The sequence below is a fragment of the Facklamia sp. 7083-14-GEN3 genome (assembly GCF_024742075.1).
GTDB lineage: Bacteria > Bacillota > Bacilli > Lactobacillales > Aerococcaceae > Facklamia.
In genome coordinates, this window is sequence record NZ_JANSGD010000002.1 from 113218 (window position 1) to 126055 (window position 12838).

Sequence of the window (12838 nt, forward strand, 5' to 3'; positions counted from 1 at the left end):
TCCTATAATTTAGGGTTGCGGTTAGCATCTTTAGAATAAACATAAGATAAGGGTTCGTCACGTCCAACAGCATAAGCAGCTTGCAAGGAATATCTTCCCATAAAGATATAATCACCTTTTTCAACTGGGAACCACTTATTATCTAAATTATACATTCCTTGACCAGAAAGTAGATAAGCACCATGTTCTTGATAGTGGGTTTCAATATAACCATGACTAGCACCTGGTTGGAATTCTAGTATATGGATATTCATATCAAAGCCAAAATCATCTGTTGGTAAGAAGTTCCATAAGAGTACATCTTTCATACCTTCATATTCAATTGGCTGCAAATCAGCTTTATTACCAACTACTTTATGCGCTTCATAACCTTCAATAGCATCATAACGACGTTGATATAAGAAAACTTCTGTCATCTCTTTTTGAGCATTTTCCATATACATTAATTGATCTACTGGGAAGAATGCATAGCCACCATGTGTTAATAGGTGTTCTTCTTTGCCATCACTTACTTTTAATTTACCTGAAATAACATAAGCAAAAGTTTCAAGGCCTTCTCCACCAAAACCACGCTCGTTCTTTCCACCTTCTTGGAATTCTGCAATATAATCGTTAAAGCTAGCGCCTAGAGCAGGAGAACCTAAAATTGATATTAAAACATTCTCAAATCCAGGAATTTGATTATTCACTAAGCCATCATGCGGTAAAATTGCATATAAATCTTTCTCAATTACAGCGCGACTTTCTAATAAACCATCTCTGTAACCTGTTTTATTGTTCTTGTATCCCATCTATACCTCTCCTTTTAAAAGTTTGTTTTTTAGTATTATTTGTAAGTAAAATTGTGCACCCAAGAGCATATCATTTCCTGAAGTATGTCCATATGATTGGATCGAATGAATCGATTGCATTATCTGATCAGATGATTGATTTTTTATTGCCTCAATCAACTTCAGCCAAACAGGATTGACTTGTCTTGCTAGAACAGCTTGATAGTATGCTTCACTGACTTTAGTAGTTGCTTTTACTTTCAATTCTTGCTTGATGAGATCAGATAAAAATATGCTCGATTGTTCAAACGAAACAGTTGAATCTTGACGATTTAAAAGACTTTGTTCCATGACTAACATTCCTTGTAAAAAGTCATCTCCCGAAGGAGTTAGTCCAAGTCCTTTGCCAAAAAGAAATTGGACTAAATCTAACGTTTTAGCTGGGTTAGTCAATAAATCATTTTGCAGATCGCCAAGCAATGTATTTTGATAATATTTTTGTAGTGTACCTAACTTATTAAAAGCCGATTGCTGATAAACTTTGGCTTTTCTCAGGTTATCAATAAGCTGTTTTAAATCTTTAACGGTTAGCTTTAAAGAATAAGCGGGTAAGCCACAAGAATATGATTGATAGTCGACTAGATCAATTTTAAAGGGTAAAGGTCGCGTATATACAGTCCATGAATGATTCTGTTGTCGAATTTGTTCACCCGGATTCAGGTAACGCATCAATTGATTAAACACTTGGTTATTCTTTAACTGAACGCCTATCACAGAAGCCTTTTCTTGGTTAACTGCTGAAAGATAAATCAACTGATTAGAACCCTCTGCTTTTTTAGTGACTAGATTAATCCCATGCTCAAAGACAGAGTCGACCCAATATGTTTGATCTTCTAAGGGGAAAAGATAAGTCGAGATCAATAGAGCTGTTTTATCCGCTACTAGCTTATTCATCCACCTTAATTCCTAAAGATTCTGCAAAAGCGACTAAAGCTTTTTCAAAGCAAGCAATCGGAGCAGTAACCGTTCCAGCACCTACTTGGCCGACACCAGCATTCTTATGAGCGATACCAGTATTAATAATTGGTTCAATTCCTGTCTCGACAACTTTACGAATATCAATTCCTAAGTTAGCTCCACGGAAATCCCAAGTTGGAATAGACCAGTTAGGGTTTTGTGCGCTGACAATTTTTGCTTGTTCATTAGAAATACGAACTGCGTCTTCAAAACCACCTGCACCGATAAAGCGTGTCACTCCAGGTGCCGCTACAATGGCTGATCCACCTAAACCGATAGTCTCTGTAATTGCCGAGTCTCCAATATCCTTACTACCGTCTTCTTCACTATAACCAGTGAAATATAGACCCTTCGGCGTATTAACAGGTGCAGTAAACCATTGGTCACCCATAGCCGCGATACGAACACCAAAGTTTTCACCATTACGCGCCATAGTGGTAACAATACAGCCTTCTTTAATCTTACGTGCATAGTCAACAATTGCTTTACCAGTAGCCATTGCGATGTTGAGGAAGAATTGATCGGTATCTGCTAAGAATTGAATCACTTCTTGCTTTTCTTTGGCATCAATATCTAATGAGGTAATGATTGGAGCAATTTCTTTTAAGAATACGAGAGAAGCTGCAATATTTCTTTGGTGGAATTCATCACCCATGGTGATTGCTTTGGCAATCATTACATTGACATTAATACCACCTTCGATTTGACGCAAAGCTTGTCCTAAAACAGGCCCTAATACATCACGCATCCATTCAAGACGAGTGATAACTTCCTCATTGTTGGCACCAAAACGTAATACCGTTCCGATTCCTTCGTTCATGATACAGTATCCGGTTGTCCCGTCTGTTTTGTTTTCAACAATAAAGACAGGGAAATTAGCAGTGGTAATACCGCCCATAGGGCCTACTGCGCCCACATGGTGACAAGGCATGAAGATGATTTCTCCAGCATCAATTTGCTGTTGTGCTTCTTCATGATTTGAAGCCCAACCTTCAAATAGCATTGCTCCAATAACTGAACCTTGCATTGGACCCGTCATATTTTCATATTTCACTGGTGGTCCAGCATGTAAGATAACTTTTTTATCCGTATTTAATTCTGGGATAACTTCTTTAGCATATTTAACGTCCACTAAATAAGGTTGAGAATCACGCATACGACCAATTACTTTCTGGTTTGCTTCATCAATAGCCTCTGCATGTTTTTCTAATTCATTTAAAATCCTAATTAATTTCTTATTGCCACCTGCTTTTGGTCGCCAGTTGTATTGAATAGCTTTGCCTCCAAATTTAATAATGGGATCCACAAAACTTTCGATACCAATATTTATTACTCGAGGAGAAGTCATCACTAATTCTTGAACCTGTTCACTTGGGCTAGGTAATTCAACTTTCTCACCTGTGTAAGCCACACGCTCTTTAGCAGCAAATTGATAGTGAACGCCCATCAATTCTAATGCCAAACGGATAGCTTTTGCGTTAGTTGCTTCTACATAGACTCCCGCTTCTTTTAAGTTGGCTACAGCCTTATCATAGTCTTGAGGATCATTTGGTGTTCCTGTTACAGTAGCAACAACATAAACTTCACGCTCACTATCAGCCAGTTTTGAGAGATTCTCTTGAATCGTAGGAATCAAAGCGTTAGCCATATCTGGGTGAGAACCATATCCTAAGACAACATCTAATAAAATAACGCCGGTATTTTCATCTGCAAAAGCTTCTTTTAATTTTTCGATTCGAATACTTGGGTCAATCATCGGATGTGGTTTTCCTTGAGTATAGACATCGTCTCCTAAGTCCATTACTTGGAAACCATGCGTATTTAAAATATAACCTTTTTCGTTTTGAATATCTCCTAATTCTAATGCATCTGAAATTAACATAGCTGCTTCATTTGCTAAAGTTCCACCTGAGTAGAGACCTTTAACTGTTTTATCTTTTAATTGAGATTGAATTTGATTATCTAGCTCGTCCACATATTTAGCTTTGACTTCTTCACCATTCGACAAGTCGATGGCAATTCTGGCAGCTTCTTCTAATGTATAAGCTAAAGCCACATTGCCAATATGTTCGGTTGGTTTTTCACCTAAGAAAATAGCTACTACAGGCTTGGATAGGGATTGTAGTACTTTAACAACTTGATCCCTTACTTCTTTTGCAGGTGGTTTAGAAATAACACAAATGACATCTGTCAATGGGTGCTTTTCTAAAGCGATAATCGCGTCAATCATGGTGCGCGCGCCAACCGCTTCCTTCAAGTCTCTACCACCTGTCCCGATAGCGTGAACTACTCCGCCACCTAAACGGTCAATAATAGTTGTAACTTCTTGAATACCTGTCCCTGAAGCTCCAACTACACCAATATTTCCTGGCTTCACCACATTGGTAAAGGCCATTGGTATACTAGAAATGATTCCAGTTCCACAGTCAGGCCCCATAAATAAGAGACCTTTTTCATGCGCCTTTTGCTTTAGTCTCACTTCATCTTTCAATGAAACGTTATCTGAGAATGAGAAAACATGTAAATTATTATCTAGTGCCTTTTCTATTTCATAGGCCGCATACTCTCCTGGAATAGATACTAAGGCTAAATTAGCATCTGGTAATGCTTCCATTGCTTCATCCCAATTATCAACATCTACCTTATTATCAGATTTTTTCTTAACCGATAAATCGGCCAAGAAATGATCGATTTCTTCTAAAACTTTATCAAAAACTGCTTGATCTTCTGTTTCAACTACAATAGCCAAATCATTAGCACCAGCAGATTCTAATTCAGGAGTAGATAGACCGGCTCCTTTAAAGATATCCTTATTTGCATCCGTCGCCATCATAACTTGCGCTTGAGTAACACCATCCACTTTATTAACTTCTGCTGACAAAAGCATCAAGTTAATAGAGTCTTGATAATTCCCTTTTTGAATTTTTGTGAATAACAAGAAAATCCCTCCCTTTGTCTACTATTATATCGATTTTCATCAGATAATTCGATTGCTCAGTTTACAAATAAATCGCCTTCTTTTGTTCATTTCGAACAAAAATAACTTTTCTTTCATTTTAATTTTGTGGTGGATGCGTTAAAAAGAATGTTAGAATAATTTTACAATAATGGGCTCCATCTCCCAATTTAGAAGAAGGTGATTTAAATTAAACAAGTAATTGATATTTTTCAAACTCCTCACTATACAATTTCAGCCACTTTGTATAAGTCTTCAGCAACACAAAGTCAAATGCTGATTTATCTTCACGGTGGTGGACTTATTTTTGGTCAACGTGAAGACTTGCCGAGCGAATATATCGAATTACTTAATAATAAAGGATATTCGATATTAGCTCTTGACTACTTATTAGCTCCTGAAAGTAATTTAGAACAAATCATTAATCTCTTAATCAAAACACTTGAATGGTACCAAAATGAAGGTTATCAATTAGCGGAGCAATCAGACCCAGCATACTATCTCTTCGGCCGGTCAGCTGGAGGATATCTTGCCCTACAATTAGCTACAAAAATGTCGTCTGAATGGCTGAAAGCTATCATCAACTTTTATGGCTATTACAAGTTAAATGATGCGAACTTTATCTATCCTAATCCTTACCATAATAAGGCTGCAAAAGTTTCCAAAGAATTAGTAGAGACTTTCGTTCAAAGCAATCCCATCAGTAATGGAAAACAAAACGAGCGTTATTTAATCTATCTCTATTGTAGACAAGTGGGAAATTGGATTGACTTTCTAACGGACGATCCAAGCAAGTTTTCACTTACTCAAGAACAAATTGTCCAACTACCTCCCCTACTTCTTGTCCACGCTGATAAAGACCCTGATGTTCCTATTCAACAATCAAAACAACTGAACAAATTCGCTAATCAAAGTCAATTGATTGAAGTTGCTTCTGCAGATCATGATTTCGATCGAACAAATTTAATAAAAGGGCGAGAGGTTTATCAGCAAGTCATCGAGTGGCTTGATTCGCTATCAAATTAAATAAAACTTGAAAGGATGTTTTTATGCAATTAGATTTTATGTCCACACTTCAAAGTGTGCTCGTCTTATTCATTCTTATTATCATTGGTTTTTTCGCTGGTAGGTTGAAAGTGATTAGTGCCCAAGGTCAAAAAGATATTACGAACCTTGTTTTGTATATCACCATGCCGGCAACCATCTTTAATGCCATGCAATTAGACTTCAATATGGAGCGCGTACAAAGAGCTTTTACAATTTTAATAATTGTAGCCATTTGTTATACTGCAATGTTGATTTTCGGTTGGCTAGTTGCTAAACAAACTAAGCTAACCATCGCTGAGCAAGATGTTTTTAGAGTGGCCCTTCTTTTATCTAACACCTCTTTTATGGGTTACCCCATTGTCAGTAATCTCTTAGGAGAAGAAGCACTATTCTATGCGGTTATCGGTGCTGGTTTTTTATTTGAAATTATCTCTTGGTCAATTGGTATTTATTTAATGGGAAGAAATGGCTCAGGTAAGGTAGCTTTTAATTGGAAAAAAATTGTCCTAAGTCCAGGCATCTTATCGATAGTCGTTGGTTTAATCTTCTTCCTTTTTAGTTGGCAGGTTCCTCAACCCTTGGATAAAGTTTTGAATATTTTAAGTCCTGCTACTTCACCGCTAGCCATGATTGTTGTTGGTTTAATTCTATCGCGTAGTAATGTTTCTAAAATCTTCGCTAATAAATTTCTATATGTTCAAGCATTCCTCAAACTTGTGTTTATTCCACTAATCATTCTCTTTACTTTAAAAGCGCTCAATTTCTCAAACTATGAGTTAATTATTCCGACTATTATGTTAGGTATGCCTACAGCTTCTTATGTGGCTATGTTTGCGCAAAACTATGATAATCATCCTGAGTTTGCCAGTCAGATGGTCTTTATGACATCCTTATTGTCGGTTGTATCCATTCCTTTAATTACACTACTCTTTTAAATCAAACCATTCATTCAAATAAAAAAGCCCCTATGAACTAGAGTTTATCTAATTCTTAGGGGCTATTCTTTTGGTATTAATACCGAACGAATATTAATGGATTATTTAAATTCTCCGACAAATTCTTCTGTGACTCCCTTATCTTTGCTATAAACCTCATGGCCTCTAACATAAGTAGCCATAACAGTTGCACCGATTTCGCTACCAATATAAGGACTGATCTTATTACGATATTCTAAATCTTCAGCAGCTAAGACATAAGATTTATTAGGATCAATTAGAACGATATCTGCATCTTTACCTACAGATAAACTTCCTTTTGTATCATCAATACCGAAACGACGAGCTGGTTGTGTTGCAATCACTTGTGCAAATTGCTCAAGAGACATGCCACGCTTATTAACTGCTTCATCAAAGAAAACATCAACGTCATTTTGTACGCCTGAGATACCACCCCAAGCATCAAATGCATTTTCTTTATCTTTCAAGTCGGGTGTACATGGAGAATGGTCAGAGATTGATGAAATAATATCTCCTGAGAAGACATAATCCCATAAACCATCTTGAGCTTCTTTATCACGGATTGGTGGTGAACATTTAGCCACATTTCCTATAGCATCTAATTGGTCTGTTGTGAAGTATAAATAGTGTAGACAAGTCTCACAAGTTACATCCACACCTTCTTGTTGTCCTTTAATAACTGCTTCCACACCTTCTGGACAAGCCACGTGACAGATGTGAATACGGCAACCTGTTTCTTTAGCAAAAAGAATTGCACGTTGGATAGGTTCTACCTCTGTAAAGACCGGACGAGTTGCCACATACTCTGATAATTTAGATTTACCTTCTGCTTTTGCTTTTTCACCTAAGCGGTCAGTAATCGCAGCATTTTCAGCATGAATGGCTAGGACTTTTCCTGTCTTAGCAATTTGTTTCATGCCTTCATAGAGTGAGTAGTCATCCACATTTTGGAAGTCTCCATCAATTGAACGGTCGCCACAAGTTGCCATAAAGCATTTATAAGCCGTTACACCGTTCTCATTTAATTCTTGAATACCACCTGTTTCAACATTATAAGGTACAAGTCCTCCGAAAGAGAAAACATCCACCTTTAATTTACCTTGACCAGATTGGTATTTATCCTTAATACTCGCTTCATCCGTTGTTGCTGGCACTTGGTTCAATGGCATCTCTAAGAAAGAAGTTACTCCTCCCTTAGCACAAGCAGAAGTTCCTGTAACATATCCTTCCCACTCATCACGATAACCGCCGCCATTTTCAGTGATATGAACGTGACAGTCAAACATTCCCGGACTCACAATTAAGCCTTTAGCGTCAACCTCTTGATCAGCTGATAAGTTTTCGCCAATTGCAGCAATCTTTCCATCTTTAACTGCCAAATCGGTCACAACTGCGCCACTTTCTAAAATGACTTGACCATTCTTTATGACTAAATCATATGACATAAAATAACCTCCTAATAGATTTTTATTAAGCGCCCAGAATAATTAAAGATCATTACTCTGCACGATTTAATACTAAGTAAGTAAGTAATCCCACAACAAAACCATCAATCCAAGAGATTTGGGATAGAAACTCTAGGACTGGGATAAATTGACCAACAATGGAAACAATAAATCCACAAACGGTTGCGATATAAGCTTTTTTATTGACGCCAGAATAAGGATTGGCCGCTGCTTGCTCTGGTGAATAATATAAAAGATTCAAGTCAATCTTCTGTTTATCAACAAAGTAGAAATGAGCAATCATAACACCGGCTACAGGTCCTAACAAGCTTCCAATATAGTTAAGGAAGACTAGAATGACACTTCCTGATTCCATAAATTTCCACGGCATAATGATAAAACTGATAATACTTGCAACAATTACGCCTTTACGGTAATTAATTTTTTTTGGAAAAAGAGCTGTTAATTGGTAGGCAGCTGGAATAATATTACCAGTCGCATTCGTTGAAACAGTCGTCATCAATAAGACAAATGAAGCCAGGAAAATAGCGGGCATAGAGTCCCATTGATTAATAATTTGTAAAACATCACCTTGATGCGAAACACCTGTGATTGCAGCACCATTTAAAACAGTGATACTTGCAAAAGCAAAAATGACATAGGCAACTAATAACGATAAGGTTTGCCCAATTGTTTGAGACTTTGTGGAAGTTGCGTTTTGAGTAAAGTCAGAAACACTTACTCCTGGAGCAGCCCAAACGGATAAGGTAGATGCAATAATAATCAGATAAGCTAGAGGGGTTGCAACCGATTGATTAGCAGCTGTCACATGGTCAAAAATTGGTCCAAATCCACCCGCTACACTTAATCCCCAAACAACCATCCCTCCAAACACCACATAAATAAGCGGATTTAGTATGGCTGTAAACTTATTTAATACACGACCTCCTCCTAAGCCAATCATTACATTGACCAAGAAGAACACTACGAATGATAAAAAGGCTGGTACAGAAAGGCCTAAAATATTAGTGCCTTCTCCAATATTCAAGAAACCTGGCCAAATTCTACTTACTAATATTAATAAAGCTTTCGAACCTGCATAGTTTTGAACCCCGAACCATGCAATAGCTGCCACAACTCCTCTTAGGAAGCCAGGCAATTTAGATCCTGCACTGCCATAAACTGAACGCAGATGAATTGCAAATGGGATACCGTACATAGATCCTGCTTTTCCGTTAACTGTCATTAGACCCGCAACTGCTAGTCCCGCCAGAATGATAGCTAAAAACACGTGAATAGGTGCTACCCCTAAAGCAAGAAAACCACCAACGGTTAGATAGTTAGGGATATTGTGGACCGATCCCATCCAAAGGGTAAAGAAGTTAAGCGTTGACATACTACGTTGTTCTGGCTTGTTAGGCAATATATCATCATTGGTATATCCCCTTGACTTAAATAAATCAATTTGTTCTTGTTTTACTAAGACATCATTATGTTCCATTATAAAAAGTCCTCCAAATTATTTTAATAGGCCAATTCTTTTAAGGCTTCTGCTAAAGCTTGTATCCCTTCAACAATATCTACCGCCTCGGTATGTTCTTCCGGATTGTGACTGATTCCTTTGATAGAAGGGACGAAGATCATAGCTGTTGGAACTTGTGGAGCAAAAATCTGTGAATCATGACCCGCTCCTGAATGCATGGTCTGATAATTTAATTGGTTAGTCTGACAAACTTTTTCTAAGACCTTAACAATCTTAGGATCCATTGGCACTGGTGGCTCATTCATCCATAAATTCATTTCCACTTCAATCTCTTTTTCGTTACAATGTTTCTCAATAGTGGCTTCAATATATGCAGCAAATTCATCTAAAGCGTCTTGATCAGTATGTCTAGTATCTATTGAAAATTCCATTTCCCCTGGAACAACATTTACCACATTAGGCTTTACTTCTACATGGCCGAAAGTTACCACTAAAGGATCGCCAATTTCATTTGCTTTATCAATGACTTCAGAAACAATTCTAGCGTAGCAGTCGATAACATCTTTACGATATTTCATTAAAGTGGTACCGGCATGATTAGCCTCACCCTTTAATTTTACGGTATAGCGTTTCTGACCTACGATAGCATTGACTATCCCAACTTTTTTACCGGCATTTTCCAAGAAATTTCCTTGTTCAATATGTAATTCAACGAAAGCATCAAATTTATTAAAACGCGGAGAATCTATTAAGTAATCAAAACCAGCTTCCTTCATAGCCGTCTCAAAGGGAATACCGTCATTATCCTTGATTGATTCAACATCTTCTTTTTTCGCTAGGCCAAAAATGTTTTTAGAACCCCAAAAGGCGTATGGAAAACGTGAACCTTCCTCTTCTGCCATCGAAACAATCCGCAAAGATTTCTTTGGTTGACCGTATTCTTCAACCAACCCTTTAATCGCTAAATAGGCAGACATAATACCTAATTGACCATCTAAACGGCCTCCATCTACAACCGTATCAATATGCGATCCTGAGGCAATAATTGAATCTGGTTCTTCACTTCCTTCAACTGTTGCAAACATATTTCCTACTTCATCGAACTCTACCTTCATTCCTTCTTTTTCAAAAAGGTCTTTTAAAGCATTTTGAGCTTCAATCCAAGATTTACTATATAAAAGTCTTGTGGTACCTTTTCCTTCTTTATCTGAAATACTTGAAATCCAATCCATTTGACGATCGATTTCTGCTGGTGAAATTTTTATCATAGTTCGCACCCTTTCAAAATTTTGCCCATTTATATCTTAAGCACATTATAGTGTAAAACGGTTTCATTTCTCATTGTTAAATTTGCTCAAGATGACAATGGAATTTGTCTAAAGTGAACAAAAAACAATATCTTTTATTTATAATAAGAATTTCTAATTAAAAAAAGGCATTCACCTATTGTATAGGTGAATGCTTTTTTTAATCGAATGTTTTATCCATAAACTGCTTGAGTTTAAAGCCGTCAGCTTCTTCTTGAATAATGACTACTCCTCCATTGCTCATCGACCGCATATTATAGAACTCATCGATGTGTTCTGTTTTTGGTAATAAAAATTGTAGAATGTGACGAATATTGATACTGTGCCCGACAAATAGGACACAAGCCTCCGTATCAATTAGCTCTTCTAGCAATTTATCAATTCCTTTTTTTAGCCGTTTACAATAAACAGTATAATCTTCTCCTTGACCGAGAGGGTCTGCATAACGTAATGTCATCAGCCGTTGCTTTTCTGTTGTATTTTTTAGCATATCTTCAACGGAATCAAAATCCAAATAAGTTCTTAAGATATCCCAAGTTTTATAACTTTCCATACCCTCAAAGGATCCAAAGCTAATTTCTCGAAAGTCAGCCATTTCTTTAATAGGAATCATCCAATTTGGATAGCTACTTTGCTCGATAATAATTTCAGCTGTTGTACGTGTTCTCTTTAAATCACTCACAATGGCCGCATCAAATTTCACTTTACTTAAGCTTTTCCCCAAGTCTTTCACCATCTGAATTCCTTCAGGTGTTAATTGAGGGTCACACCAACCTTGAGTACGCGCATTCTTATTAAAAAACGTTTCACCATGACGTACAAAATAAATAGTTAAACCTTTAGACATCTTATCATTCCTTTAACTAATTTATGAATTTTATAGAACCCCATGCTATACTTATTAAGATATTTGAGGAGGATAATCCATGACCAACTTAGCATATTCTTATTACTACCAGAACTATCTAGAAAACTTCTCTATTGATCACCAACAAATTCAAGACTTTTGTCAAAACTACAACCAAGCTCAATCTATAGAAAATCGTCAGATTAAATTAACAACCATTCAAGGCGTTTTGAAAGACTTTCAAGATAAGCAGCCAGTTTATTTAGCTATTTTACAGCAAGTGATCAAGCAAGACTTTTTACTTACAAATATTCAACTAAGTGATTGGCAACGGTTGGTCATTATGGTTGTCTGCCTTCAACCTCTAATTAATCTCTATAAAAGGAACAGCCTTCCTCTTAAAGTATTACGGGAAACACTTTCAGATCTTTTTTTGCGCGTTAACTTATCCCAAGGTGTTGGTTTGTCAGCAGATGATTTTGAGTGGTTAGCACGAATTTTTCGTCTTAGGATTTTTAAATTAGGAGAGCTTCAGTTTGAGTTTACTAACTTTAATTCAGCTACTCTTCCTGAGGACATCTCATACATTAATAACGGCTATAAAATTCTTAAAGATAATCTCCCCATTATTAGTGTCCATATTATGCAAAATAGTCTGATTGATAAAAAACATAGCTTATCCTCTTTCGATCAAGCCATTCAATTTAAACAAGAGTTTCTAGCTGAATTTAATTACAACTACTTCTACTGCCACTCATGGTTATTAAATCCTAATAACAACTCATTACTCGATGCTGATAGTAAAATTCTATCGTTTGCCAAAAATTTTGAACTTTTAGCCTATTCATCTTGTCCCAAAATGGCGATTGAACGTATTTTTGGAACGAAAGAATTGTCATTGAAGAACTTACCACAACAAACAAGTCTGCAACGTAAGGCAATAATCAATTTGAAATTATTAGGTGTTGGCATCGGAATTAAAAAATTTGGAAACACATCAGTCTCATGAC

General features: G+C 36.8%; 10 protein-coding genes. 3 read left to right on the plus strand and 7 right to left on the minus strand.

The genetic code is table 11. The annotated features are described in order from the left end of the window. Positions 1-2 precede the first annotated feature (2 nt). From allE to fdrA, 3 genes are read right to left on the minus strand one after another with little or no spacing between them, the layout of a single operon-like run. A complete protein-coding gene (allE, locus tag NW240_RS05170) occupies positions 3-791 on the minus strand; it encodes a (S)-ureidoglycine aminohydrolase (RefSeq protein ID WP_258436423.1) in 789 nt (262 codons plus the stop codon). Then, the gene (locus NW240_RS05175; protein ID WP_258436424.1) at positions 792-1724 is read right to left on the minus strand and encodes a DUF2877 domain-containing protein; all 933 of its coding nucleotides are present in this window, start codon (positions 1722-1724) and stop codon (positions 792-794) included. Continuing rightward, complete coding sequence (fdrA, locus tag NW240_RS05180; RefSeq protein ID WP_258436425.1) at positions 1717-4725, minus strand: DUF1116 domain-containing protein; 3009 nt, start codon at positions 4723-4725, stop codon at positions 1717-1719. The genes NW240_RS05175 and fdrA overlap by 8 nt, the downstream gene beginning before the upstream one ends. A 261-nt stretch (positions 4726-4986) precedes the next feature. On the opposite strand from fdrA, the gene NW240_RS05185 reads away from it, so the two are divergent. After that, entirely contained in the window at positions 4987-5769 is a 783-nt protein-coding gene (locus NW240_RS05185; RefSeq protein WP_258436426.1) for an alpha/beta hydrolase, read from the plus strand. Positions 5770-5792: 23 nt separating this feature from the next. Further along, entirely contained in the window at positions 5793-6725 is a 933-nt protein-coding gene (locus NW240_RS05190; RefSeq protein ID WP_258436427.1) for an AEC family transporter, read from the plus strand. A gap of 101 nt (positions 6726-6826) precedes the next feature. On the opposite strand, the gene allB is transcribed toward NW240_RS05190, so the two are convergent. The 4 genes from allB to NW240_RS05210 form a co-directional block, all read right to left on the minus strand. Then, positions 6827-8191: an allantoinase AllB gene (allB, locus tag NW240_RS05195; RefSeq protein WP_258436428.1), complete on the minus strand. Its 1365-nt coding sequence runs from the start codon at positions 8189-8191 to the stop codon at positions 6827-6829. A gap of 52 nt (positions 8192-8243) precedes the next feature. Next, positions 8244-9692 carry an allantoin permease gene (locus NW240_RS05200; RefSeq protein WP_258436429.1) on the minus strand — a complete coding sequence of 483 codons (1449 nt, stop codon included), beginning with the start codon at positions 9690-9692 and terminating at the stop codon, positions 8244-8246. A gap of 23 nt (positions 9693-9715) precedes the next feature. Next, positions 9716-10942 (minus strand): allantoate deiminase, encoded by a 1227-nt coding sequence (allC, locus tag NW240_RS05205; protein ID WP_258436430.1) that lies wholly within the window; start codon positions 10940-10942, stop codon positions 9716-9718. 199 nt (positions 10943-11141) lie between these two features. Beyond that, on the minus strand, positions 11142-11828 hold the full coding sequence (locus NW240_RS05210; protein ID WP_258436431.1) for a histidine phosphatase family protein: 687 nt from the start codon (positions 11826-11828) through the stop codon (positions 11142-11144). A gap of 79 nt (positions 11829-11907) precedes the next feature. Here NW240_RS05210 and NW240_RS05215 point away from each other — a divergent pair, with 79 nt between their 5' ends. Next, positions 11908-12837, plus strand: coding sequence for a hypothetical protein (locus NW240_RS05215; protein ID WP_258436432.1), 930 nt, complete (start codon positions 11908-11910; stop codon positions 12835-12837). Position 12838: the final 1 nt, after the last annotated feature.

Excerpts from the sequence above, each read along its gene's own strand:
- NW240_RS05190 (WP_258436427.1), top strand. The coding sequence starts at position 5,793 with ATGCAATTAGATTTTATGTCCACACTTCAAAGTGTGCTCGTCTTATTC.
- allC (WP_258436430.1), bottom strand. The coding sequence starts at position 10,942 with ATGATAAAAATTTCACCAGCAGAAATCGATCGTCAAATGGATTGGATT.
- NW240_RS05210 (WP_258436431.1), bottom strand. The coding sequence starts at position 11,828 with ATGTCTAAAGGTTTAACTATTTATTTTGTACGTCATGGTGAAACGTTT.
- allB (WP_258436428.1), bottom strand. The coding sequence starts at position 8,191 with ATGTCATATGATTTAGTCATAAAGAATGGTCAAGTCATTTTAGAAAGT.
- NW240_RS05175 (WP_258436424.1), bottom strand. The coding sequence starts at position 1,724 with ATGAATAAGCTAGTAGCGGATAAAACAGCTCTATTGATCTCGACTTAT.
- NW240_RS05215 (WP_258436432.1), top strand. The coding sequence starts at position 11,908 with ATGACCAACTTAGCATATTCTTATTACTACCAGAACTATCTAGAAAAC.
- NW240_RS05200 (WP_258436429.1), bottom strand. The coding sequence starts at position 9,692 with ATGGAACATAATGATGTCTTAGTAAAACAAGAACAAATTGATTTATTT.
- allE (WP_258436423.1), bottom strand. The coding sequence starts at position 791 with ATGGGATACAAGAACAATAAAACAGGTTACAGAGATGGTTTATTAGAA.